Here is a 24,217-nt window from a genome sequence, read left to right as displayed (position 1 = left end):
TCGGGGGTTGTCACTTCCCGCCCGGCATGGGGGAGGATGGCGGAATCCGTACGAAGGGACCAAGCACGTGAGCATCGACCCGTCCTCGATTCCGAACTTCGGGGGACAGCCCGAGCAGCCGCAGGGCTCAGGACCGGCGGGCCCCGTCGTCCCCGATCAGGACCTCGTCAAGCAGCTCCTGGAGCAGATGGAGCTCAAGTACGTCCTCGACGAAGAGGGTGACCTCGCGGCTCCTTGGGAGGAGTTCCGCACGTACTTCATGTTCCGCGGCGAGGACGACCAGCAGGTCTTCTCGGTGCGGACGTTCTACGACCGCCCGCACGACCTCGAGACCAAGCCGGCGCTCCTCGAGACCATCGACGACTGGAACCGCCGCACGCTGTGGCCCAAGGTCTACAGCCACACCCACGACGACGGCACGGTCCGCCTCATCGGTGAGGCGCAGATGCTCATCGGCACGGGCGTCAGCCTGGAGCACTTCGTGTCGTCGACGGTCAGCTGGGTGCGCGCCGCCATCGAGTTCGACCGCTGGCTGGTCGAACAGCTCGGCCTGGAGCAGGCCGTGGACTCGGCCGCCGACGACGAGAAGCCGTCCGACGACGAGTAGGCAGTTTCCGTAACTGCCTACAGGGGCCTGTGCGCGAACGCGACCAGATACGTCCCGTACGTAAGTGAGAGCCCGGCCAGGGCGCCCACCACCAGGAGGGCGCTGAGCGGCCGGGCTCTCGCCGTTCGCGCCAGCGCCAGGGCCAGCGGCAGCAGCAGCGGGAACGCGGGCAGCAGGAAGCGCGGCTTGGACGGGAAGAAGCCGGAGCCGCCGAGCGCGATGAGCAGGAGTACGCCGCTGTAGACGACGAGCGGCAGCGGGGCCGTCCGCTCGGCGATGAGCAGCGCGAACAGCAGGACGGCGATGGCGACGAGCACGAAGGTCATGGGGTAGACCAAGGGGTCGCCCTTGAGCAGCAGATGCCGTACGACGCGCAGCGCGCCGACGCCGTAGTCGAAGCGCGAGCCCCAGTCCCGCTGCACGGCGAAGTAGCCGCCCAGCGGATCGCCCCTTTGGAAGCCGACCCACAGGACGTATCCGGTCCAGCCGAGCGGGGCGAGCGCGGCGCCTGTCCACAGCCTGTGGGAAACGTTTCTGCCGCGCTTGGTGATCACCTCGTACGCGGCCGTCACGAGCACCGCTGCGGCGACCGCGAACCCGTTGGGGCGGGAGATGCCGGCCAGCGAGGCGAGCGTGCCCGCCCAGATCCACCGCCCGGTCAGGACCGCGTACAGGGACCAGGCGGCGAAGGCGGTGAGCAGCGGCTCGGTGTACGCCATCGTGAGGATCACGGAGTGCGGCAGCAGCCCCCACAGCAGGACGAGGAGGACGGCGACGGGCCGGGAGTGCAGACGCACCCCGATCGCGTAGATCCCGGCCGCGGCGGCCAGGGACGCGGTCCAGGCGATGAGCATCCCCGTGGCGCCGCCGCTGAGCGGGAGCAGGGTCCCCAGTGCGCGGACCAGACCGGGGTAGAGCGGGAAGAACGCGAGGTCGTTGAAGATGATGCCGGGTCGGTAGGGGACGGAGCGGCCGTAGCCGTCCGCGGCGATCCTGAGGTACCAGAGCGAGTCCCAGGACCTGCCGAGCAGGACGCCTGTGCTCTTGCCGGTCAGCGAGGCGGTCACGGCCATCACGACGACTCCGGTGAGCCGGGCCGCCGCGAAGAGGCCGAGTGCGGTGAGCAGGGGGGCGGCGGCCCTGAGCCGGGCCGGGCCGGAACGTGGTCCGGGGCCGGGCTCCGCGACGGGGACGGTGGCGGGGGCCGGGGCGAGTTGCTGCTGGGTCACATCTCCGCACCCTGCTGGCACCTCGCGGGGCGCGCGAGCCGGGAGGGTCCGCACGGGTGCGGATGAGGGACGGTCGGCGCGGCTGCGTGACAACGGGGCGCGGGGAGGGTCCGTGCCGGTCCGTCAGGAACGCGTCCGGGCGGCGCGGAAGCCGGGTGCGGGGCCGAGATGGGGACCCGCACCTCTGGAGCACATCCCGGAGCACATCCCGGAACGCATCCCGGAACGCATCAATTCCCCCACGAGGCACGCCAGTTGAGCACCTGTCCAAGGGTGCGCCGCGGCACCGGATGCCGTCTCCCCCGGCCATGAATCGAACAATTCAAGCCTTGATGGCCACCGGAGCCCCTTTCGGCGCGGCTGACCACGGGCCACTATGGGAAGGAGGTGGGTCTGCGCCGCGGGGCCGCGAGCGGGAGCCGACAGGGGGAAGTTTGACGTGAGGACTTCTACGACTGACATCGAGACCGGTCTTGTCGATCTCAGCCGTTGGGGCCTTCAGGAGGCCATGGCACTGAGGGACCCACTGGTGACGGAGGCGCAGAACGCTCTGCTCGACCATCTGACGGAGGACGCCGTCGGGCAGGTCGTGGGCGGCGGCACCGAGAATCCGTACCTCAGCTCGGGACGGCGCGGCGGCACGGCCCCCCAGGAACCGCGGCACGAACACGGGCCGCCCGGACCCCGCGCCCGGATCCCCGCCGCCGCCCGGCCCGACGCGCCCGACGTACCCGCCCTGCCGTGCTGACGCGGCACCACGTGCCGGTTGCCGATCTGGAGGCCATCGCGACCGGGCGCATCACCGCGCCCACCGGGACCCGTATCGCGGCGGCCGAACGCAGCCGCCGCATGCTCATGCTGCGGGCCCTGGCCGCCGCCGAGCGCGAGGCGGGCGAGGGCGCGGGACCGCTGCCCCCGCTGGCGCACGCCTTCGACCTGCTGGCCCGCGCGGAGGCTCACCGGCCAGAAGCCGTGGCGAGTGTGCTCGGGCACCCGCCGGTCGGGGTCTGGGCGGTCCGCCTGCTCGGACGGCTGCGGGGCGGCGCCGGGTCCCGGCCCGGCGAGCCCCCCTTGTGGCGTGAGGCGGGCTACGCGCACGCGCTCGCCGCGGCGGCCGCGCTGCGGGCGGGACTTGCCGCACGCGTCCGCGTACCCGCGTCGGCGGGCAAGGTGGTCCTGCCGACGGTCGGGTACGCCGTCCTGGACGACGCCTTCGGTGACCACGACGTCGCCACGCTGGAGACGGACGGCCGCGGCGCAGCCCGTGTCACGCTGGGCCCGCACACTGTCGAACTGCCCGCCGCACTGCACCTGCCCGCCCCGGGCTGGCACCCGGCGCGCCTGCTGAGCTGGACCCCGCGCGAGCCGGGAACGGGTGTCCTGCTGGACGATGCCGACCCCTACCGCGACTTCCGGTCCCCCTGGCCGCCCCCGGCCCCGCTCACCGACGCGGAGTCGGACACCTGGCAGCGGCATCTGCACGACGCGGCACAACTGCTCGGGGCCCGGCACCCGGACGCGGCCCGCGCGGTGCCGCTCGTCCTGAACTCGCTCGTGCCGCTGCCGGGCATGCCCCGCTTCCGCTCCTCCAGCGCCTCCTACGCCGAGGCGTTCGGCAGCGTCCTCGTCTCGCTGCCGCGCGACGCCGTCGACTTCGCGGTCACCCTCGTCCACGAGTCGCGGCACTCCGTGCTCAACGGCCTCAGCCACCAGATCCAGCTCGTCGACCGGGCCGCGGGCGGACCCCGGGCGGACACGCTGCTCTACGCACCCTGGCGCACCGACCCGCGCCCCCCGTGGGGCCTGCTGCACGGCACGTACGCGTTCACCGGAGTCGCCGACTTCTGGCGCAGCGAACGGCACGCCCTGACCGGCCCCAAGGCCGCTCTCGCGCACTTCGAGTTCGCCGTGTGGCGCGACGCGGTGGCCATCGCCCTGCGCACGCTGGACGCCCAGCCCGGACTCACCCCGTGGGGCCGGGCCTTCGTCGACGGGATGGCGCGCCAGACCGCCCCGTGGGCCGACGACGACGTACCGGCCGAGGCCCTCGCCGCGGCGCGGACGGAGCTGGCCGATCTGCGGGCCACGTGGTGCAGCCACAACCTCGCGCCCGACCCGGCCGCCACCCGGCTGCTCGCCGACCACCGGCGTGGCGGCGGCCCGGCCGAAGAGGCGACCGCCCCGCCGTCCCGGCTGCGCACGGACCCGCCGCCGCGCCTGCCCGAACTCCGTTGTGAGCTACGGCGGTTGCATCTCGCCGACGCAGGAACGTTCACCCCGGACACCCGCTCACGGCTCTCCGGGGTCGAACGGTCCCCGGACCTGCTCGAAGCGGACATGTGCCTCCTGCGCGGCGGGCCGGCGGACGCGGCGCGGGCCGTCGACCGCTACCGCGCCGTCCTGGCCGCCGCCCCCGGGACCCGCCCGGCCTGGGTCGGCCTCGGTCTCGCCCTGGAGGCGTCCAGCGAGGGCGCCCCCGCCACGGCCCTGCTGCACCGCCCCGAGCTGGTGCGGGCACTCGCCCTGGACGAGCGGGCCCGCGGCACACAGGCGCCCGATCCGCTGGAGCTGGCCCGCTGGACCGCGCGGATCCCCGGGCTCACCCCGCGGCCCGCGACGGACGTGCCACAGCACTGACCCCGCCCCGGTCAGATCCGGGACGGGGTCATGCCGATACCAACGGCGTCACATCCACGACGTCACATCGACGGCGTCACATCAGCAGCGGGTCGATGTCGCAGTTCGCGGGCTTGCCGTCCGCGGCCGCGGTGGTCGCCGGGTGGTCCTCGCCCAGTGTGCGCCGGTAGCGCTCGGCCGTGTCGGCGTACAGCGCCTCCGCCTCGTCGTCCCGCTGCAGCTGCCGCAGCCCGAGCGAGAGGTTGAGGGCCGTGGCGAGGGTGATCGGGTGGTCCTCGCCGAGGAGGGTGCGGCACTGTCCGAGCGAAGTCGTGGCGAGCTCCACCGACGCCTGCATCTCGCCCAGCTCGAACAGGTCGGCGACGAGATTCGAGGTGCAGGCCAGGGTGTTGGGGTGCCCTTCGCCGAGCAGCTCGGTCAGCTGCTCCCGCGCGGGCACGTTGCTCGCGCGGGCCTCCTCGGTCCGCCCGGCCAGGCGCAGGCAGATCGCGTGGTTGATGCGCGCCGCAACGGTGTGCGGATGCCGTGCGCCGAGCAACGCCTCGAATCCCTCGTACCCCTCCTGCGCGAGTGCGAGCGCCTGGTCGAGGTCGCCGCTGTTCGCCACGTCGAGTGCGTGCGAGACCAGTGCGTTGACCGTCTGCGGGTACAGGTCGCCGTAGCGGGCGCGGAACATGGTGAGGGCCCGGCCGGAGAGGTCGAGGGCCAGTTCGTGTTCACCGGCGTGCCGCTCGGTCACCGACAGGATCCGGGCTGCGGACATCGTGTTCGGGTGGGTGTCGCCGAGGGTGTTGCGGAAGCGCTCCTCGACGTCCCGTGCCTGGTCGCGGGCCGCCAGGTACTCGCCGCCCTCCTGGAGGTCGAACGTCACCGACGCCATGGTCCCCAAGGTCGACGCCGCGTTCTCGCCGAGCTCCTCGGCCTTGCGGCTGTGTGTCATGCGGTCGAGTTCGAGAGCCGCCCGGAAGTGTCCGATGCACCGCAGGTTCAGCGCGTGCCGGTGGGCGGTGACGAGGGTGGCCGGGTCGTTGGGCCCGAAGAGGCGCACGCAGGTTTCGTAGGCTTGCTTGTCGAGTTCGAGCGCGGCCTGGAAGTCGCCGCGCAGCCGCAGGTCCCAGGCGAGCATGCTGGTGATGTCGATCGTCGACTCGTGCTCGGGGCCGAGCACCTCGGTCATGCCGGCCAGGGTGCGCTGGTCGAGCTCGTACGCCTCCGAGTAGCGGCCCAGGATGCGCAGCGCGTTCGTGTAGAGCTTGGCCGCGTTGAGCACGTGCTCCGCGGTGTCCCCGTCGGCCTCGCGCCAGGTGGTGTACGCCTCCCTGGCCAGGTCGAGGGAGCCCTGGTGGTCGCCCCAGGAGAACAGGTACTGGATCTCGTTCAGGACGAGCTGGCGTACCCAGGGGTCCTTCGACTCGACGGCCCTGCTGTTGAGGACGTGCGGCAGCAGGTCGCCGTACTGCTTCCACTGGTGGGACGCCGTGGGCTCGTCGGGGTCGTACTTGGCGAGCAGCCGGTGGGCGCCGCCGCGCATCTGCGACTTCAGCGGCTCCGACATCTGGGTGATGAGGACGCGCTGGACCAGTCGGTGCAGCTGGATGGTGTTGGTGTTGTGGTTGATGCGCGCCAGGGCGTACCGGTTGATCTCGCGGATGGCGCGGCCGAGCCGGATCGGGTCACTGAGTGCCGCGTTGAGCTCGGGGGGTACGGGGGCGTCGCGGACGCCGGTGAGCAGGCGCCGGGAGATCGGCTCGGGCGCGAAGAAGGCGCATACCTGGAGGAGTTGGAGGGCCGCCGGGTGGTTCTTGCGCAGCCGGTCGAGGGAGACGTTCCAGGCCGCGGCGACGGACAGCGGGTAGTCCACCGGCGGGTCGCTGAGCATCAGCTCGTTGGCCTGCTCCTCGAACATGCGCAGGTACTCGTCCGCGGGCATGCCCGTCTCGGCCAGCCATACGGCGGCCTGCTCGATGCCCAGCGGAAGGTCGCCCAGGGTCTCGGCGAGCCGGTCCGCGGTCGCGTCGTCCAGGTTCAGCGCTCTCGTCTGGAGCAGCGACCGGCTTTCCTCGCGGGTGAACACGTCGACCTCCAGGGGCCGCGCCGAGGACGACCACTGCGCGTTCCGTGAGGTGACGAGGATGCGGCCGGGTCCGTTGGTCGGGAAGAACTCCCTTACGGACTCGGGGTCTTCGGCGTTGTCGAAGATGAGGAGCCAGTTCTTGAACGGTTCGCCGACGCGCAGGGCCTCGATGACGGCCGGCACCGCGGTGTTCGCCTCGCCGCTGCCGACGCTCAGCCCGAGCCGGCTCGCCAGGTTGACGAGGGCCTGCCGGATCTGCTGCGTCTGTTCGGCGGGAATCCACCACACGACCTGGTACTCGTGCAGATGCCGGTACACGTACTCGACGGCGAGCTGGGACTTCCCGACACCGCCCATGCCCTGGAGCGCCTCGGGCAGCACCGCCGTGGTCCCTTCCTGGAGCCTGCGGTGCAGGTCCTCCAGGAGCTGGACGCGGCCGGTGAAGGCACGGTTTCGGGGAGGGACGTTGCCCCAGACGGGGGGCGGCTTCTGCAGCGCGTCACCCCTTGACCCGGCCTGGGTGGACTGCAAGCCGCTCACTTCTTCGACCCTTTCTTCGTTGCCGGTGTCCGGCGGGACGGCGGTGGGCTCGGCCCCACCGGCTAACTGACTGGGGTTGCCGGAGGGTGTGGCCACCGGAGGTGGAGGTTCGTCGAGGCGTGCCTCAAGCTCCCTGGCGGCGGTGGCGTGCGGTCCTGCCATGGCCGCGAAAGCGGGCAGAATAGACGAAATCCATGGCCGCAAACCTTCCATGGAGACACTTCCCGCGCGATGCGGCTCGCGCAGAAGGGCGACGCCTTCCCCGTACGCCGGTACGGCGACCGCCAAATGGTCCAAGGCGAGCAGCAGCGCGCGGGCCGTCTCACCGCGCGTCCCGTCGGAGAGCAGCTCCCGCCGTACCCCCTCGCCGAATTCGAGCTCGACGCCCGGCCCGGCGCTCTCGCCCGGCTCCGCCTGCGTACGTTGCAGCAGCCCGCTGAGGAGCAGCTCCGCCACGTGCCAGTTCCGCGCGCCGGGGATCAGCCCTTCCTGGAGCAGGCGCAGCACGTCGAGGTTGAGCGGGACGGCCGCGGAGAGGCGGGCCAGGTGGTAGGCGGTGGGGGAGAGCTGGGCCCGCACGGTCTTGACCTGGACGTCGGCGGGCGGCGCGGCTGCGGGCCTGGGCGCGACGGCGCTCCCGTCCCCGGGCGTCCGGTCCAGGACGCGCACCGTGTAACCGCCGGTGGTGTCGTGGGCGAGGAAGCGGGCGAGGCCGCCGAGCCCTTCGGGGGTCAGCGTCACCACCGGCAGCCGCACCCCGTCACCGGCGTCGGCTCCGTCGGCTTCGGCGGTGGGCATGACCAGGCCCACGGGCTCGGCCTTCCAGGTGCTGTTGGGGGACGCGGGCCGCGGACTGGTCAGCAGCAGGCTGCTGGTCTGCGTGCCCGCCCTCGCCCAGACGTGCTCCGGCAGCACGTGCACGATCGCGACGGGCATCGTGCGGGCCCATCGGGCGAGCCGGCGCCGGGCGCTGCCGTCGCCCCAGTGGTCGGCGTGCAGATCGGTGAGGACGAGGACCAGATGCCGGCCCTCGGTGTCGCTGACGGGCTCGCCGCCGTCCTCCTGCCAGCGCACGGTCCGCACGTCGCGGAAGGCGCCCGAGCAGTGCAGGGTCTCGGCGAGGCGCTGCGCGGTGTGCGACCACAGCCGCATCGAGTCGCCCGAGTCCACCAGGAGCGTCACGGTCAGCCAGCGTTCCCGGCCCGGCTCCAGCTGGGGCAGCCACATGCCGGTCTCGGCGTGCAGTTCGGCGGTCGCCTCCTCGTTGAGGAAGACCTGGCTCCGGGAGGCGATGCGCCGCTTCAGCGGCTTCAGCGCCTTCTCGATCTCCCGCGAGCGGTCGAGGGCGGAGCCGTTCCCGAGGCTCATGAGGAGCGAGTCCACGTGCCCGCCGGGATCCGGGACCTGCGCCGGCGGCCCGTTCACGGGCGCGGGCCGCTCTACGGGTTCCTCCGTGCGCTGCAGCTCGGGGGCGTCCACGTCCTCGGGGCGTGGGCGCTCAGCTTCCGCGCTTTCCGGGGCTGCCGCGGTTTCTGGGGTCTCGGGCGCTTCCGGCGCTTCGGGCAGCTCGACCGGCCGGCCGGGCCGTGGCCTGCCGCGCTGGGCGTCCTTCAGCCGCAGCCAGCGCTGCGCGGCGAGCCACAGGACCTCACCCGCCTCGTACCAATGCGGCTGCGGGGACGCCTCGGCCAGCGATGCGGCACCCGGCCCGATACCGTCACCCGCCACGCCGCCGTGGGAGGGCGACCGGTTCATCCAGTGCCGACCTCGTCGAGCCGTCGCCACAGCGCGTGCAACAGCGTGCTCATGGACCCCTGGTCGGGGCCCGCGGGCGTGGTGCGCAGGAACTCCGAGTTGAGGAGCTGGTCCGCGGCGAGCGAGCCGCCGGTCCGCGCGTGGTTGAGGAAGTCACGGATCATCGCCGTGCGCCCCTCGTCGGCCTGCGAGAGCTGCGCCGCCAGCATGGCGGCGAGCTGGCCCGCGTCGGGCGCGGGGAGGTCGAGATAGAGGCAGCGGCGCAGCAGGGCGGGCGGCAGGGTGCGCTCGCCGTTGCTCGTGATCACGACGACGGGGAACGCGGCGCAGCGCACCCATCCGTGGTGGATGACCGCCGTGCCGTCCGGGTCGTCCGTGTGGACCTCTGCGGCGGGGAGCCTGGAGCGCACGCGGGCCAGCTCGGGGATGCGGAACTCGCCCTCTTCGAAGACGCTCAGCAGATCGCCCGCGAGGTCCATGTCGGACTTGTCGAACTCGTCGATGAGCAGGACGCGCGGGGTCTCGCGAGGCAGCAACGCCGTTCCCAGCGGGCCCAGTTGGACGTAGTCCCCGAGGTTGTTCAGGCCGTCCGGGTCGGGTCCCGGATCGCCGGCGGCGCCGGGTTCGGAGCCGCGCAGGGCGCCGCGGGTGGCCGCTTCCTGCACTCTGCCGATGGCGTCGTAGGCGTAGAGGCCCTCTTTGAGGGTGCTGCGGCTGGTGATCGACCAGCGAAGGACGCGGCCGAGGGAGAGTTCACGGCTGATGCAGTGGGCGAGGCTCGACTTCCCGATGCCGGGAGGGCCCGCGACGATCAGTGGCCTGCGCAGGAAGAGCGCGGCGTTGACCAGGTCGAGTTCCTGCTCCGACGCGGTTCGCACGACGGGTCCGTCCGGCGGGCCGAGGCGGCGGGTGAACTCGTCCTCGTCGCCGGGCGGTGGACCGGCGATCAGGGGTGCGCCGGTGAAGCGGCGCCAGGGTGGGGGCGGGGGTAACCGGCGGGACACGGGCTCTTTGCCGCGGGGCCTCGCCGTGCCTCGGTAGATGCGCCATGCGCCGGGATCGGCCGCGGCGCCGTCGGCCTGTGCCGGAACGTGCGGATCCCTGTCGGCCATCGACCGTTCCCCCTCACCCTGGTTCGTGCCCGGTCGGTGCACGTCCGTACTTCCCAACCGCCCCGGCCCGAACACCTGGTTGGACCGCACCTCTTCAACCCGCTGATTCCGGTACTTCGGGAAGGCGGCTCGGATCGTCCCACAGCACAGCGATACGAGAGTCGATGGAACCCTCGCGCCCATCGTCGCGTGTTCCGGGAGAGAAGCGCAAGCGCGTGACCGTCTCCAACAAGTCGTCCCAGGCACCCGTTTCGGCGACCCTGTGGAGTTCCGCGTGCTCGCTGTCGCCGAGGGGTCCCTGGTGAGCCCAGAGCAGCACGGGCAGGCCCGCCTGGAGGCCGAGCGTCAGCTCGCTGAGCCCGTGTTCCTCGTCCGGGGACGACCCCAGAGTCATCAGCACAATGGCCTGATTGTGCTTCAACTTGGCGTAGAGCGCCTGCTGTTGGGATCCGGCGCCGGTTTCGCACCGGTGTACGCGCCCCGCGCCCCCGCTCCTCAGTACCTCCCAGCGCGCGTTCCACACCCGGTGGACCTGGCGCGCTTCCATCCGCTCCAGACTGCGTACGACGACCTTGTAGTCCATGCCCAGCGGAGGGCGGTACGGGGCCGACCGGCCGAGGCCGGGCTGCCGCGACCCGAAGGGGGTCGGCCGGGTCCAGTCCTCCACCGGAGTGTTCGCCATCGCGAGGGAGAGGATGAACTCCACGACGATGCCGCCGTCGTGGTGGCGCAGCCGCTCTTCCTCCCGGTCGACGAGGGTGGCGACCCAGTCGGGCACCTCCGTCAGGCGCAGCTCCCGGTCGTCCCGCTGACGCGGCTCCCAGGCGTTGCCGGTGTTCGTCCAGCAGGTGAGTGCGACACGGTCGGGTGACTCGGTCAACGGCTGGAGCCGGATCACCAGGAAGGCTTCCCGTCCGTAGTCTCTTCGCCAGCTCCCGGTGGTCGTGCGGACGGCGGCGAGCATGCGCTGCCCCTCGGGTCCCGCGTCGGCGAGGGAGCGGACGTGGCGGCTGAGCCAGACCCTGAGCGGGTCGCCGCGCTCCGGGCCCATCAGATACGCCAGTTCGTGCAGGAAGCGCACGCTCCTCGGTATCCCGTCCGGGGGAACGTTGCACTGCTCCAGGAGCTCGTACGCCTCGCGTGCTGTGCGGGTCGTCCTCGGCAGCGGTCCGAAGCCGTCCCCCGCCACGTGGTGGAACAGCTCGGCGAGATCCGGGACGGTGTCCCGGTCGAGCCCGCTCAGCAGCGGGTCGAGCGCGGCCCGCTGCGAGGGGTCGCCGGCCGGCGGCAGCGGCGACTCCACGAGGGCGGACGCCTGCAGCGAGGCCAGATCGTCGTCCGCCAGGTATCGGACGGCCTCCACCAGCCGCAGCCATCCCTGGGGCACAGTGCCGAACACCCGCACCATTTCGACGATGTGCGGCTTCTTGTCGCCGAACTCGCCTACGGACAGGCGCTGTCCGAGCCGGTGGAGCGCCCGGTCCACGCACATGCTGCGGCTGCGCCGGTCCTCCATGACGGACACCCGCATCAGCGCCTCCACGAGCTGCTCTTCGCTCGCGGGAAGGACCGGGTACGGGGACGGGCGCTCAGGCATGGCCGTCGCGGCGGTGCTGCCATCGGGTGGCACCCGCCGGATGTATGTCCGCAGTTGGTCGAGCCACTTCCACGTGTCCCCCTCACGCGCCCCGTGGCAGCGGTCGTACTGTCGCTGCCCGAGCCAGCAAGGGTATGCCGAAGAGCCGCGCGTGGGTACGGTCACAACCGTCCCATTTGGATCACGCGCGCATCGCGTCACCGCCCGGGAAGCGGGGACCCGACCGGCCTCAGGACGGTGTGTCCTCAGGCTTGGCAGGCCGCGGAGATCTGGTCGGCCAGACCTGTTGGTCAGCAGAGAAGGCCTGTTGGTGCTTCGACCGACACCTCGGCCCATACGGTCTTGCCCACCGGCCACCGAGGCGCTGACCCCCAGCGCACGGGCAGGACGTCCACCAGGAGCAGTCCTCGCCCGGACTCGCCCTCGGGTGACGGCGAGGCCGCGGCGGTGAGCGGCCGCTTCGCGGAGGCGGCGTCCGCGACCTCGACATGCCGGGAGGCCTGCTGAGCCGCGCGCTGGCCGGCTGGCGTGCGGCCCGGGATGTCACGGGCTGCCGGCGTCTGAGATGCCCTTCGCGAGATTGCCCAGGATGTCGAGGAGTTGGCGTCCGAAGGCGGTCGGTGCGATCAGCACGCCGAAGACCAGCACGATGGTCACGGTGAGCCATTGGTCGGATCTGCTGCGGGCCTGCACAGTACGACGGATGCGCAGGTAGATGATCACGGCCAGCAGGACCGCCACGTTGAGTGTCAGGATCATTGGATCGATCAACTCCCCTCTGGTCAGGACAGCGCGGTCGAGCGACGCGGTGGCGGGATGCGGTCGAGCAGGTCCCACAGAGGGCGTGAGCCTGCGGCCCACTCGCCGAGTGTGTTGCGGTCGACGAGGTGGATGCGGTGCTGCCTGCCCCAGGGGACGGCCTTGGAGGAGAAGCGTCCGTTGGTGAGCACGACCGCGATGTCCGCCCCGTGGATCTGCCGGGCGGTGCCGTTGACCTGTTGCAGCACCCCTACACCGACGGCAGAACCACGGTCTCCGTCACGCCGGTGCTTGCACTGGATCGCCCAGACGCGGCCGGCGGGATCGACGGCGCGTACATCGCAGGCGTTGTCGCCGGCGCCACCGAGCTGCTCGGCCGTGCAACCGTCCCGGCGCATCAAGTCCCGTACGGCGAACTCGAATGCGCGGTGATCCAGAGCGTCGATCTCGGCGATACGCAGTCGCAGAGCCCGAGCCCGTACGCGCGCCCACTCCGCCCGCTGCCTCACCTGCTGAAACCACCAACCGGCCACAACGGCAGCGATCACACCCGCGAGGGCGAGCACCCACCAGTGGACGAGCAGCCACCGCACAGCGGCGACCGCCAGGCTGACCGCCACGACGGCGGCCACGACAGCAGCCACCAACAGGGCGATGTGCTGGTCCTGTTGCTGGCCCTGCTTCCTGGATCGGCGTGCGGGACGGCGTCGGGCGGGACGACGGCGGGAGGTGCGACGCGGCCTCATGATGGAAATCCCCCTTTGGCCGGATGCCTCGGCGTTCCGTGCGCAAGTCATATGACAGCACGGGATGCTGACGCGGCGTAAGGAGGCGATTACTTGCGGCGATAGGGTTTCGGTCAGCGGGAACCACTGATCGGCCCACCTGCCGGACAGTCACCTGCATGTTCGGCGGCGGAACCGATCAGCTTTCAGCCGATTGGATGCGAAGCGGGCCTCAGGCCAGCTTCTTGAGGCGGGCGACCGCCTCTTCGAGTACCGGGATCTGCTTGCAGAACGCGAAGCGTACGAAGGGGGCGCCCGCGTCGCGGTGGTCGTAGAAGACCGCGTTCGGGATGGCGACGACGCCCGCGCGTTCGGGCAGTGCGCGGCAGAACGCGAAGCCGTCGCTCTCGCCGAGCGGGCGGATGTCGGTGGTGACGAAGTACGTGCCCGCGGGCCGGAACACCCCGAAACCGGCCGCCGCGAGGCCGTCCGCGAGGAGGTCGCGCTTGGCGCTCATGTCGGCGCGGAAGGCGTCGTAGTACGAGTCGGGCAGCGCGAGCGCCTCGGCGATCGCGTACTGGAAGGGGCCGGACGCGACATAGGTGAGGAACTGCTTGGCCGAGCGGACCGCGGTGACCAGCTCGGGGGACGCGGTCACCCAGCCGACCTTCCAGCCCGTGAACGAGAAAGTCTTGCCGGCGGACCCGATCGTCACCGTGCGCTCGCGCATGCCGGGGAGCGTGGCGAGCGGGATGTGCGCGGCGTCGCCGAACGTCAGGTGCTCGTACACCTCGTCCGTGATCACCAGGAGGTCGCGTTCGACGGCGAGGGCCGCGATCGCGGTGAGTTCCTCGCGGGTGAGGACGGTGCCGGTCGGGTTGTGCGGGGTGTTGATCAGCAGGAGGCGGGTGCGGTCGGTGACCGCGGCGCGCAGCTCGTCCAGGTCGAGGCGGAAGGCGCCGGCGTCGGGGCGCAGGGTGACGGGGACCCGGGTGCCGCCCGCCAGCGCGATGCTGGCCGCGTACGAGTCGTAGTACGGCTCCAGCGCGATGACCTCGTCGCCGGGTTCCACCAGGGCCAGCAGCGAGGCGGCGATGGCCTCGGTGGCGCCGGCCGTGACGAGGACCTCGCGGTCCGGGTCGAAGGCCAGGCCGTAGCGGCGCTCCTGGTGGGCGGCGATCGCGGTGCGCAGTTCGGGGACGCCGGGGCCCGGCGGGTACTGGTTGCCGCGGCCGTCGCGCAGCGCCCGTACGGCCGCCTCGCGGATCTCCTCGGGGCCGTCCGTGTCGGGGAAGCCCTGGCCGAGGTTGATCGAGCCGGTCGTCGTGGCCAGCGCGGACATCTCCGCGAAGATCGTGGTCCCGAACTCGGCGAGACGGCGGTTGAGCAGGGGGCGCGCGCTGGATGTCATGGCCGCCATCCTGCGCCGAACCTCCGGAGTTCCTCAACTTGCGTTCGGGGATTGGGCACGTGGGCCGGTACCCCACGCACCCCCTCTATGACCAAGGGGTGGGGTGTCGTCGCCTGTCGTTGTCCGAGATCCCCGATGGCATTGCGCTGATCGACATGGGTCTTCAACCACTCCATTCGAGGGAGTGGTGATGGGCCGGAAATGCGAATAGGAATATTTCCGTAATACTGTGCGCCGGTCGAATGATCTGCATCTTCCCCCCCTCTCGTTTGAGTCGGCGCAGGACTATTTCTGCGTAATATGCGGCGGCAGCAAAACTAAGGCTTCCCGGGCGATCGGTAGGGCCCGGTACGCCACGGCCCCCACAGGAATGGCCTCGATGAAACTGAAGATTCCCCAAGCAGATCATCGTCGTACTTTGTCCGGCTTGCTGGCCTCGGCCCTCGCCGTGACAGTTTCCGCTGCGATGGTTTTCCTGACGCCGACTGCGGCGTCGGCGATCGCCTTGCCCGTGCCTCTGGGCACAACCGCCAGCTACTCCGTTCTGGCGGGTCAGGGAGTTACCAACACTGGCAACTCGGTGCTCGGCCATGACCTCGGGACACACCCGAATCCGGCCATCACCGGATTCCCGCCCGGACAGGTGGGAGGTGCCGTGCACGCTGCGGACGCCAACGCCCTCCAGGCCAAGTCCGACCTGCTCGTGGCGTACAACAACGCCGCCGGTCAGGCGCAGAACTTCCCGCTTGCGGCGGGAATCGGCGGAGGCCCGGCGCTGCTTCCCGGCGTCTACCACGCCACCGCCGGTGTCGGCATCACCGGTGACCTGATCCTGGACGGCCAGGGCAGCTCCGACGCGGTCTGGGTATTCCAGATTCCGGAATCCCTGACGACCGCGACCTCCAGCCGCATTCTCCTCACCAACGGCGCTTCGGCGTGCAACGTGTTCTGGCAGATCGGCCAAGATGCGTCGCTCGGCGTCACCACCAGCTTCGTGGGCACCCTCATGGCCGGGAACTCGATCACCGCGAACCAGGGAACGAACGTCGAGGGCCGGCTGCTGGCCCAGGTAGGTTCTGTGACCCTCAACAACAACAAGATCTTCCTCGGCGGGTGCGCGGCTTCCACCACTGGTGGAACGACGACCGGAACCACCACCGGCACGACGACCGGAACCACCACGGGCACGACGACCGGAACCACCACGGGCACGACCACCGGTGGGGGGCTCCTCGGTGGCGGCCTAGTCAGTGGTGGCATCACCACCGGCGGACTCCTGGGCGGACCCCTGGTCACGTCCGGCGGCACCTCGGGCAACATCGCGGGCAACACGGCCGGTAACACTGAGGGCAACACGGCCGGAAACACCACCGGCGGGAACACTGAGGGCAACACGGCCGGAAACACCACCGGCGGCCCCGGCGGCGGGCACGGCCATGCGCCGGGCAGGCCGGACCACGGTGGTCACGGAAAGCCGGATCACGGTGGTCACGGAAAGCCGGACCAGGGTGGTCACGGAAAGCCGGATCACGGTGGTTACGGAAAGCCGGACCAGGGTGGTTACGGAAAGCCGGATCACGGTGGTTACGGAAAGCCGGACCAGGGTGGTTACGGAAAGCCGGACCAGGGTGGTTACGGAAAGCCGGACCACGGCGGCAAGGTCGACGACGAGCAGTACGCCCACCACGGCAAGCCGGACCACGGCAAGCAGCCTGACGAGAATTACGGCTACGACGACGTGCCCAAGGGCTACGAGGGCTAGGCAGCGCACTGCGCTCAGCCCGCTCACCAGATCACGGCGCGTGGCGGGATTCTCATCGAATCCGCCGCGCGCCGTCGGTGGCAGTAGGCGCGGAACGCGGAGCGAGCAGCTGAAATGAGGAAGACGGGGTGCGCGGTGTCGAACAGAATTGACTCAGCGGATGTGAAGGAAGTTCAGCACGCCGAATCAGGTCCGGTCACGCGGGAGTGTCCTGACGCCACGGCCGTGGCGCCCACTTTCTCGAAAAGTGCCCTTGTGCTGAGGGCCGGGCTGCGCACTGCCGTCGTCCTGTGCCTGGCGGCGAGTGTCGTCCACGTGGTTCTGGTGTTCCTTCATGTAGCACCGGCGAACACCCTGTCCAAGCGATACAGCCCGCAGATCAATGCATGGGTGTTCCCCTTCTTCGAACAGAATTGGCGGCTTTTCGCCCCGGACCCCGAATCCGTCAACCGGCAGATTCTGGTGAGAACCGCACACACCGAACGCGACGGACCGGTCCAGGTGAGCCCCTGGTTCGACCTGACCGCTGTGGACAGCTCCGCAGTCGAGCATCAAGCGTTCCCGAGCCACACGGCGCAGAACATGTTGCGCCGTGCCTGGGCCGGCTACGTCGACTCGCACGGAGGCGACGACAAGGCGCGCACGGAACGCGCACTGATGATGCAGAAGTACCTGAGCAACATCGCTGCGGACCGCGTCGCCGACCGCAGAGGCGGCACCTTCGACTTCATTCAGCTCCGCGTCGTCACACTGCCGATCGCCGCACCCGGCGCCGCGGTCGGCGATCGCCCGCCCAAGCCGGTCGAGAACCGGCTGCTGCCCTGGTGGAAGGTGACCCACCATGCAAAGTGAGACGCACAAGGCCGCGCCCTTCGGCGCCGAGCGGTGGCTCGCCGACCGGATCACCACCGCGTGGCACCTCCTGACCGGCCGGCCGGTGTCCCTGTACGCCGCGTCGGTGCTGCGTATCGGCTATGGGCTGCTCTACCTGATCTTTCTGCTGCGTGAGTTCCCGCACCGTGCCGAGATCTGGGGCCCGGACTCACCGTGGACGCCCGCCTTGGCACGCGAGCTCTTCGAGCAGACGGGGTGGAGGAGCATCCTGACCCTGTCCGACGGTCGCGCCTACTTCGAGTTCTGCTACGTGCTCGCCCTTGTCACGTCCGCGCTGTTCCTGTTGGGCTGGCGAACCCGGGTCATGTCCGTCCTCTTCGCCGTCGTGGTGTGCTCGTTCCATGCCCGCGCGATCTTCATGACGGACGGGGGCGACAATCTGGTCCTGCTGATGGCCATCTACCTCGTCCTCACCGCGTGCGGTCGGCGCTGGTCCCTGGACGCGCGCAGAGCCCGACTGAAGGCGCCTCGTGCGGACAGCGCGCCGGAACCAGCAGGGAGCCGCCTCGCGCGGCAACTCCGCGAATCCCGCACCACCTTGATCACCGTGGTGCACAACTGCGGCATGCTCGTCATCGCGGCGCAGGTTTGCCTTCTCTATGGATCAGCCGGCCTGTACAAGGTCCAGGGCCCTTCCTGGGGCGGCGGCACCGCTCTCCACTACGTCCTGAACCTCGAACTCTTCCGGCCCTGGCCCGCGCTCTCCCACTTCGTGGACGAACACACGCTTCTGATCGCGATCGCGGGCTATATGGCTGTGCTCCTGCAGGTGGCCTTCCCGTTCGTGCTCTTCGGCAGGCTCAAGTACCCCGTTCTCGTCATGCTGCTGGGCATGCACATCGGCATCGCGGTGCTCATGGGGCTGCCCCTCTTCTCCGGCGCGATGATCGTCGCGGACGCCGTATTCCTTCCCGACCGCTTCTACACCCTGCTGCCTCACCTCTGGCGGCGCGCCGCGCAGCGGAGGAACAGCCGGCGGTCGGTACCCGAACGAGCTGCGGGATCCGGAACGGTCCCCACGCAGGGCGGACCCGCCACACTCGGCTCGAAGCATCGAGCTGTACCCCCGGCGGACCGGAAAGACGCCACGCTGGCCGCCGGGCCCGCGTCCCCCCAAGTCCCCCCAGAAGGCAGCTGAGTCAGAAATCGAGCTGGACAGTCTCCGAAGGGCCCTGCGACAGTCGCGTACGCGCGCCTCTCCTCGTACGGCTTGCTGATCACGAGGATTGCCGAGCTGGGGACACCGAGTTCCGGTGCCCGCTCGCGATAGTGGAACGCTTCACCCTGCGGCATGCGATCCCTCGTCGTGGGGCTTGTGGCCCCCGTGAACACAAGCAGTGGAGCCATGCGGCGCTCGTACAGATCTACTGCCGCATCGGCCACACCCAAGTCGTGACTGCCCAAGCCGATGGCGACCGAGCAAGGTCGCAGGGTGTGGCCCGTCTGTTGGTAGTCCCACAGGCGCCGAGCGTCGATCCAGGCCTGTGTCGGCCCGATCGACCGCCGATCGCCCCTGGTTCTGCTTCCGGTGCAGGCCAGGGGCTTTCGCGTAATTGGAAACCTCTGGAGTTCCTCAACTCTGCTTTGACCGGATGCAGGCCCGGGAATGCCCGAATCACGCCCGACGGGGGCGTTCTCGGGGGAATGAGAGGCGGGTGAGGGCCGTGATCGTCGGAGCCATCATCTTTGGACTTGTGGTCGTGGGCATCGTCGTGGCTGTGTCGTCCGCGGGCGGCTCGGGCAAGGCGCGGAGCGGGAAGACGTCACTGAGCAAGGGCCGGTCGGGCAGCCGCCGGTCGGGCAGGTCCAGCAGCAGCTGGTGGGCCAGCGGTGGCGCCGGCGGTGTGGTGGGCGGGGCCTCCTGCTCGTCGGGCAGCTCCGGCGGACACCACGGGCACTCCTGCGGCGGGGGATCCTCGTGCGGGGGCGGCAGCTCCTGCGGCGGCGGGTCCTCCTGCGGCGGCGGGTCCTCCTGCGGTGGCGGGGGCGGGTGCGGCGGCGGAAGCTGACCGCGTCACCAGGACACGTACGGCCCACAGGGAGGCGGCTGACACGGGGCAGCCGGTCCGCGTGGGCCGTACGTATGCGCGGGCGGCGGATGGGCCGCGGGGCGCCATATGCGCCTGGAATGGTCCGTTGTGCGGGAACGGGACGCAAGTTGCTCGGAGAAGTTGAACAGTTGAGCTGTGGGGTCCCCGAAGGGGATGGAAACCCGGCGAAGTTGGGTAAAAAGGCTGTGGTGGCCCCACTGTTCATGATTCCCTCGTAACCGTCAAAGCGGCCCTCGTACGTTCTCGTGGGCACGTGCCGGCCCTCCCCTTCAGCGCCGGCCTCACCTCCTTTTGCGTGTTAGCGGAGCCGACCCATGCTCACGACCCTGAACACCGCCTACACCGACACGCGCGCGGACGACCTGGCCTGGGCCCTCGGCCGTGAGCCGTTGCCCGCGCTCGCCACGCTCGACATCGAACTTGCGGGTGCCCAGCTCCAGTTGAGGCTCCTCGGCGCCTCGCACCAGGTACTCCTGGCGGAGGAGCAGGGCAGCTGCTCCGAGACCGTCGCCTGTATTCCGGGCAGCAGCACCCCGCTGCCGCTCGGCGTCGCCAAGCGCGTCGGCGACTGGGAGTACGAATTCGCGGCACACGTCGAGACCCTCTCCGAGGGCTCGTTCGCGGGCCGCGCGCAGGAACTCATCGCGCTGGTGTCCGACCATCCCAACGGCCTCGTCGGGGTGTTCCCCGGCAGCCCGCACGCCTTCACCGCACTGCTCGCCCACCGGCAGGAGGGCCAGGTGCGCTGGCGCACCTGGCACGCCTATCCGCAGGAGGGTCAACTCGTCGTCACCCGGACCCGGGTGGGAGTGCGGATCCCCGCCGCGATGCTGTGACGCCGTGGCCCGCAATCCATGCGCGCACCGGCCCACTTACACACGTGTGGGTGACTGGACGGAGTTGCGCGGTGACGTAGCGTTCCCAACGTGATCGACCCGCGCACCTCCATCCCGTCCCGCGTCCCACGCGCCCGGAGCGAGGAGGGCAAGGCACCCCTTCCCGTGGCCCCTCTTCCCGTGAAGCAGGCGACGGGGCGGTTCCTCGTGCTCGCGGGCGTCTTCCTCTGCGCGGCCTGCGGACTCGTGTACGAACTCGAACTGGTGGCGCTCGCCTCGTACTTGATCGGCGACTCGGTCACCCAGGCGTCCGTCGTCCTGTCCGTGATGGTCTTCGCGATGGGCATCGGCTCGCTCGCGGCCAAGCGGCTGCGGCTGCGGGCCGCCGCCGGGTTCGGCGCGGTCGAGGCCGCCCTCGCGCTGGTCGGCGGGTGCAGTGCGATGGCGCTGTACGCCGTGTTCGCCTGGACCGGCGACTGGGGCGGATCCTGGGCGGGCGGCTCGCGCTACATGCTCGTCGGGTTCTCCCTCGCCATCGGGGTGCTCATCGGCGCCGAGGTGCCCCTGCTGATGGTGCTCATCCAGCGGATCAGACGGCAGGACGCGGGCGGTGCCGTCGCCGACCTGTTCGCCGCCGACTACGTGGGCGCGCTAGTCGGCGGGCTCGCCTTCCCCTTCCTGCTGCTGCCGATGCTCGGGCAGCTGACGGGCGCGCTGCTGACCGGCGCGGTCAACGCGCTCGCGGGCGGCGCCCTCGTACTCGGCCTGTTCCGCAGGGACCTGACGCGCCGGGGCCGCTGGACGCTGCTCGTGGCGAACGTCGTCGTGCTCGGCCTGCTGGCCTGTGCCGCGGCCCTCGTCGACGACTTCGAGCGCGCCGCCCGGCAGGCCATGTACGGCCACGACGTCCGCGTCGCCGTGCAGACCGGCGTACAGGAAGTCGTCCTCACCGGAGGGAAGCACGAGCCGCTCAATCTGTATCTCGACGGGCGCCTGCGCGTCAGCGGCCGGGACGAGCAGCGTTACCACGAGGCCCTGGTGCGGCCCGCGATGGCCGGACCGCACGCGCGCGTGCTCATCCTCGGCGGTGGTGACGGCCTCGCCGCCCGCGAGGTCCTGCGCTTCCCCGGGGTACGTCGGGTGGACATCGTCGAGATCGATCCGGGCGTCGTCCGCCTCGCCAGAAACGATCCGCCGCTCAGCGCGCTCAACGGGCACGTCTATCAGGACCCGCGCGTGCGGGCCGTGACCGAGGACGCCTTCCACTGGCTGCGCGGGCCCCACGCCCCGTACGACGTGGTGATCTCCGATCTGCCCGACCCGGGGATCACGGCCAGCACGAAGCTGTACTCGCAGGAGTTCTACGGCCTGGCGGCCCAGGTCCTCGCCCCGGACGGGCGGCTCGCCGTGCACGCCGGGTCGCTGTCGTCGCGGCCCCGCGTGTTCTGGACGGTCGACACGACGCTGCGCGCGGCGGGCCTGCGGACGGTGCCGTACTGGGTGGGCGCGGGCGCACCCCCGGCCCCGGCCGGGCGGCGGCACGGGGCGTGGGACCGGCTCACCGGGATCACCGACGGGCCCGACCGGACCCTCGACGGGACGCGGGCACCGAGCGACTGGGCTTTCGTGCTCGCGGGCCACCGGCCGCCGCCTCAGGGTGCGGTGCCGCGCGAGCAGGTACGGGCGGCGGAGCGATCGAGGATCACCGGGCTCGCGCCGTCGACCTTGGTGCATCCGCGGTACGCCGACTGAGGCGGTACCCCGAGTGAGGCGGTACGCCGACCGTGGTGGTACCCCGGCCGAGGCGCTACGCCCACCGACTACGTGCCGAACGCGGGACGGGTGGGGCCGGGCGTGGGTAGGCTCGGTCAGCATGGAGCATGAGGTGTTCGTTCCGGTTCCGGCGGAGTCGTTGAGGGGCGCGCTGGCAGCCCCGGAGTTGGTGGCGAGGGCGGTGCCCGGCCTTCAGCGGGAGGCCTCCGGCGACGGCGGCAGGCTGAAGCTCCGCATCGGCGGCCACACCATCACCTACCGCGGCTCCCTGCGCGTCACCGAGACGCAGACCGGGGCGTTCGCGGTCGAGGGCGACGGCGCCGAGGCGCGGGGCACGGGTTCCGTGAAGTTCGCGGTGACGGTGCGGGTCGCCGCGGTGCCCGGGGGCTCGAACGTCACGTTCGTGGCGTCGGGCAGCGGGGACGGCCGGGTCGCCGAACTCGACGACGACGCCGTGCAGTCCGCGGTCCGCCGCCTCCTGAGCCGGTTCGCGGAGGCACTCGGCACGGCGGCGGAGCCGGGGACGGACCCGGAGGCGGACGACGCGACCGGCCCGGAGAGCTCCGCCGATGCCGCCGCTGACGACGTGGACGACACAGGTGACGTCGACGAGGCCCACAGCTCCGTCTTCGAGACCGAGATCCCGCCGCCCGCGCTCGCCCCCTTCGCGGAGCTGGGACCCGAGGGTGCCGCGGCCGGCGAAGACATCGGGTTCGATGCCGACGTGCCGCCCGCCGAGGCCGCCCACGCCCGCCGGACGATGATCGGCCGCAGCGCCGAGGAGGTCGACCACGCGCCGCCGCGCGGCCGGTACGCGCCGGTGCCCGCGCCCGAGTCCACGACAGCCACCGCCACGCTGCGCTGGGCCGCGCCCGCCGCCGCCGTCGTGGTCGCTTCCGCGATCGTCGTCGGCCGGGTACTGCGCCGCCGGCGCTGATCGAAAAGTAAGGTCGGCCCGTGACTACCCAGGAAACGACGCTGACCGCGGGTGACGCGGAAGTGACCGTGCAGCCGGGCAACGGCTGCCGCGTGAGCAGCCTGCGGATCGGCGGCACCGAACTCCTCCGACAGGGGGAGCGGTACGGCTGCTTCCCGATGGTGCCGTGGTGCGGCCGCATCAGGGACGGCAGGTTCCGGGACGGCGGGCGGACGTACCAGATGCCCCTGAACTCGCCGCCGCACGCCATCCACGGCTTCGCCCGCGACGCCGAGTGGACGACCGCCCGCGTGAGCGCCGACGAGGCCGTCTTCACGTACGACCTCGCCGAGCCCTGGCCCTGGACCGGGCGCGTCACGCAGATGGTGCGCCTCGCCGAGGACTCCCTCACGCTGACGCTCGGCATCGAGACGTACGGCGACTCGTTCCCCGCGCAGGCCGGCTGGCACCCCTGGTTCAACCGGGTCCTCGACGGTTCCACCGACGGCGTGCACGCCGACTTCTCCCCGGCCTGGCAGGAGGAGCGCGGCGACGACCACCTCCCCACCGGCAAGCGCGTCGACCGCACGGACGGCCCTTGGGACGACTGCTTCGGCATGCCCGACGGCGTCGACGTGACCCTGACCTGGCCGCGCCGGCTCGAGGTCAGGATCACGAGCCGGGAGCAGTGGGTCGTCGTCTACGACGAGCAGGAGGCGGCCGTGTGCGTGGAGCCGCAGACCGGCCCGCCGGACGGCCTGAACACCCTGCCGCGCCTCGTCACCCCGGTGGACCCGCTGGAGGCGTCGGCCACCTGGACGTGGCGAACGCTCTGAGCCGGAGCCCAGGACCGGCCGTCTAAGCTCGTAGCCATGACGAACGACGTGCGCGACGCGCTTCTCCAGCAGATCAAGGACAAGGCCGTGGTGCACGGCAAGGTGACGCTCTCCTCCGGTCTTGAGGCGGACTACTACATCGACCTGCGCCGCATCACCCTCGACGGCGAGGCCGCCCCGCTGGTGGGCCAGGTGCTCCTCGATCTGACCGCCGACCTCGACTTCGACGCCGTCGGCGGCCTGACGATGGGCGCCGACCCGGTCGCCGGCGCCATGCTGCACGCGGCCGCGGCCCGGGGCGAGCGCCTCGACGCCTTCGTGGTCCGCAAGGCCGCCAAGGCGCACGGCATGCAGCGCCGCGTCGAGGGTCCGGACATCAAGGGCCGCCGCGTCCTCGTCGTCGAGGACACGTCCACCACCGGCGGCTCCCCGCTCGCCGCCGTCGAGGCCGTGCGCGAGGCCGGTGCCGAGGTCGTCGGCGTCGCCACGATCGTGGACCGCGCCACGGGTGCCGCCGAGAAGATCACCGAGGGCGCCGGGGTGCCGTACCTGTTCGCGTACGGCAAGGACGAGTTGGGCCTCGACTGAGGCAGGCCGGACGGGCCGGCCGATAACGGGCCGGACCCAGTACGCGACCAGTACTGGAGCTGTCCGGCAAGTCTGGAAAGATGGGGGCGACGATGACGTCGCCATCCGGGGCCGA

At 71.1% G+C, this 24,217-nt stretch carries 18 protein-coding genes and 1 pseudogene; 11 read left to right on the top strand and 8 right to left on the bottom strand.

Annotation, left to right across the window (positions count from 1 at the left end; genetic code table 11):
* The first annotated feature begins 67 nt into the window (after nt 1–67).
* Complete coding sequence (locus tag AC07EJ_RS24600; protein WP_389479200.1) at nt 68–607, top strand: type III secretion system chaperone family protein; 540 nt, start codon at nt 68–70, stop codon at nt 605–607.
* 17 nt (nt 608–624) lie between these two features.
* Here the strand turns inward: AC07EJ_RS24600 and AC07EJ_RS24595 are convergent, their stop codons facing one another.
* Nucleotides 625–1,836 (bottom strand): hypothetical protein, encoded by a 1,212-nt coding sequence (locus AC07EJ_RS24595; protein ID WP_478884934.1) that lies wholly within the window; start codon nt 1,834–1,836, stop codon nt 625–627.
* A gap of 508 nt (nt 1,837–2,344) precedes the next feature.
* Here AC07EJ_RS24595 and AC07EJ_RS24590 point away from each other — a divergent pair.
* Entirely contained in the window at nt 2,345–2,584 is a 240-nt protein-coding gene (locus AC07EJ_RS24590) for a hypothetical protein (protein WP_389479205.1), read from the top strand.
* A complete protein-coding gene (locus AC07EJ_RS24585) occupies nt 2,578–4,473 on the top strand; it encodes an HEXXH motif domain-containing protein (protein ID WP_478884933.1) in 1,896 nt (631 codons plus the stop codon). Before AC07EJ_RS24590 ends, AC07EJ_RS24585 begins: the two co-directional genes overlap by 7 nt.
* A gap of 76 nt (nt 4,474–4,549) precedes the next feature.
* Here AC07EJ_RS24585 and fxsT read toward each other — a convergent pair whose 3' ends face one another.
* From fxsT to AC07EJ_RS24555, 6 genes are all read right to left on the bottom strand, one after another.
* Complete coding sequence (fxsT, locus tag AC07EJ_RS24580) at nt 4,550–8,842, bottom strand: FxSxx-COOH system tetratricopeptide repeat protein (RefSeq protein ID WP_389479210.1); 4,293 nt, start codon at nt 8,840–8,842, stop codon at nt 4,550–4,552.
* Nucleotides 8,839–9,954, bottom strand: a complete 1,116-nt coding sequence (locus AC07EJ_RS24575) for an AAA family ATPase (protein ID WP_389479212.1) — start codon at nt 9,952–9,954, stop codon at nt 8,839–8,841. The genes fxsT and AC07EJ_RS24575 overlap by 4 nt, the downstream gene beginning before the upstream one ends.
* 94 nt (nt 9,955–10,048) lie before the next feature.
* The gene (locus AC07EJ_RS24570) at nt 10,049–11,551 is read right to left on the bottom strand and encodes a VMAP-C domain-containing protein (protein ID WP_478884932.1); all 1,503 of its coding nucleotides are present in this window, start codon (nt 11,549–11,551) and stop codon (nt 10,049–10,051) included.
* Between the two features lie 543 nt (nt 11,552–12,094).
* On the bottom strand, nt 12,095–12,310 hold the full coding sequence (locus AC07EJ_RS24565) for a hypothetical protein (protein ID WP_389479216.1): 216 nt from the start codon (nt 12,308–12,310) through the stop codon (nt 12,095–12,097).
* A gap of 23 nt (nt 12,311–12,333) precedes the next feature.
* The gene (locus AC07EJ_RS24560) at nt 12,334–13,056 is read right to left on the bottom strand and encodes a restriction endonuclease (RefSeq protein WP_389479218.1); all 723 of its coding nucleotides are present in this window, start codon (nt 13,054–13,056) and stop codon (nt 12,334–12,336) included.
* A gap of 211 nt (nt 13,057–13,267) precedes the next feature.
* The gene (locus AC07EJ_RS24555; protein ID WP_478884931.1) at nt 13,268–14,455 is read right to left on the bottom strand and encodes a pyridoxal phosphate-dependent aminotransferase; all 1,188 of its coding nucleotides are present in this window, start codon (nt 14,453–14,455) and stop codon (nt 13,268–13,270) included.
* 457 nt (nt 14,456–14,912) lie between these two features.
* Here AC07EJ_RS24555 and AC07EJ_RS24550 point away from each other — a divergent pair, with 457 nt between their 5' ends.
* The 3 genes from AC07EJ_RS24550 to AC07EJ_RS24540 all read left to right on the top strand — a co-directional run bounded on the left by AC07EJ_RS24550 (nt 14,913) and on the right by AC07EJ_RS24540 (nt 18,240).
* Nucleotides 14,913–16,208, top strand: a complete 1,296-nt coding sequence (locus AC07EJ_RS24550) for an ice-binding family protein (protein WP_478884930.1) — start codon at nt 14,913–14,915, stop codon at nt 16,206–16,208.
* A gap of 114 nt (nt 16,209–16,322) precedes the next feature.
* Nucleotides 16,323–17,060, top strand: coding sequence for a DUF5819 family protein (locus AC07EJ_RS24545; RefSeq protein ID WP_478884929.1), 738 nt, complete (start codon nt 16,323–16,325; stop codon nt 17,058–17,060).
* A complete protein-coding gene (locus tag AC07EJ_RS24540; protein ID WP_478884928.1) occupies nt 17,050–18,240 on the top strand; it encodes an HTTM domain-containing protein in 1,191 nt (396 codons plus the stop codon). The genes AC07EJ_RS24545 and AC07EJ_RS24540 overlap by 11 nt, the downstream gene beginning before the upstream one ends.
* A 41-nt stretch (nt 18,241–18,281) precedes the next feature.
* Here AC07EJ_RS24540 and AC07EJ_RS24535 read toward each other — a convergent pair.
* Nucleotides 18,282–18,599: pseudogene (locus tag AC07EJ_RS24535) on the bottom strand (YdcF family protein); the annotation flags it as partial.
* 868 nt (nt 18,600–19,467) lie between these two features.
* On the opposite strand from AC07EJ_RS24535, the gene AC07EJ_RS24530 reads away from it, so the two are divergent.
* The 5 genes from AC07EJ_RS24530 to pyrE all read left to right on the top strand — a co-directional run bounded on the left by AC07EJ_RS24530 (nt 19,468) and on the right by pyrE (nt 24,102).
* Nucleotides 19,468–19,989 (top strand): DUF2617 family protein, encoded by a 522-nt coding sequence (locus AC07EJ_RS24530; RefSeq protein ID WP_389479228.1) that lies wholly within the window; start codon nt 19,468–19,470, stop codon nt 19,987–19,989.
* Nucleotides 19,990–20,079: 90 nt separating this feature from the next.
* Nucleotides 20,080–21,741, top strand: coding sequence for a polyamine aminopropyltransferase (locus AC07EJ_RS24525; protein WP_389479231.1), 1,662 nt, complete (start codon nt 20,080–20,082; stop codon nt 21,739–21,741).
* A 121-nt stretch (nt 21,742–21,862) separates the two neighbouring features.
* Entirely contained in the window at nt 21,863–22,699 is an 837-nt protein-coding gene (locus tag AC07EJ_RS24520; protein ID WP_478884927.1) for an SRPBCC family protein, read from the top strand.
* A gap of 20 nt (nt 22,700–22,719) precedes the next feature.
* Complete coding sequence (locus AC07EJ_RS24515; RefSeq protein WP_389479236.1) at nt 22,720–23,514, top strand: aldose epimerase family protein; 795 nt, start codon at nt 22,720–22,722, stop codon at nt 23,512–23,514.
* Between the two features lie 36 nt (nt 23,515–23,550).
* Nucleotides 23,551–24,102 (top strand): orotate phosphoribosyltransferase, encoded by a 552-nt coding sequence (gene pyrE / locus AC07EJ_RS24510; protein WP_266561964.1) that lies wholly within the window; start codon nt 23,551–23,553, stop codon nt 24,100–24,102.
* Nucleotides 24,103–24,217 lie beyond the last annotated feature (115 nt).

The organism is Streptomyces sp. NPDC045026 (assembly GCF_056432625.1).
This window is presented reverse-complemented; position numbering and strand designations above follow the sequence as displayed.

Coding starts and splice junctions, on each gene's coding strand:
- AC07EJ_RS24590 (WP_389479205.1), top strand. CDS start 2,345: ATGGCACTGAGGGACCCACTGGTGACGGAGGCGCAGAACGCTCTGCTC.
- fxsT (WP_389479210.1), bottom strand. CDS start 8,842: ATGAACCGGTCGCCCTCCCACGGCGGCGTGGCGGGTGACGGTATCGGG.
- AC07EJ_RS24575 (WP_389479212.1), bottom strand. CDS start 9,954: ATGGCCGACAGGGATCCGCACGTTCCGGCACAGGCCGACGGCGCCGCG.
- AC07EJ_RS24570 (WP_478884932.1), bottom strand. CDS start 11,551: ATGCCTGAGCGCCCGTCCCCGTACCCGGTCCTTCCCGCGAGCGAAGAG.
- AC07EJ_RS24565 (WP_389479216.1), bottom strand. CDS start 12,310: ATGATCCTGACACTCAACGTGGCGGTCCTGCTGGCCGTGATCATCTAC.
- AC07EJ_RS24560 (WP_389479218.1), bottom strand. CDS start 13,056: ATGAGGCCGCGTCGCACCTCCCGCCGTCGTCCCGCCCGACGCCGTCCC.
- AC07EJ_RS24555 (WP_478884931.1), bottom strand. CDS start 14,455: ATGGCGGCCATGACATCCAGCGCGCGCCCCCTGCTCAACCGCCGTCTC.
- AC07EJ_RS24550 (WP_478884930.1), top strand. CDS start 14,913: ATGGTTTTCCTGACGCCGACTGCGGCGTCGGCGATCGCCTTGCCCGTG.
- AC07EJ_RS24545 (WP_478884929.1), top strand. CDS start 16,323: ATGAGGAAGACGGGGTGCGCGGTGTCGAACAGAATTGACTCAGCGGAT.
- AC07EJ_RS24540 (WP_478884928.1), top strand. CDS start 17,050: ATGCAAAGTGAGACGCACAAGGCCGCGCCCTTCGGCGCCGAGCGGTGG.
- AC07EJ_RS24530 (WP_389479228.1), top strand. CDS start 19,468: ATGCTCACGACCCTGAACACCGCCTACACCGACACGCGCGCGGACGAC.
- AC07EJ_RS24520 (WP_478884927.1), top strand. CDS start 21,863: ATGGAGCATGAGGTGTTCGTTCCGGTTCCGGCGGAGTCGTTGAGGGGC.
- pyrE (WP_266561964.1), top strand. CDS start 23,551: ATGACGAACGACGTGCGCGACGCGCTTCTCCAGCAGATCAAGGACAAG.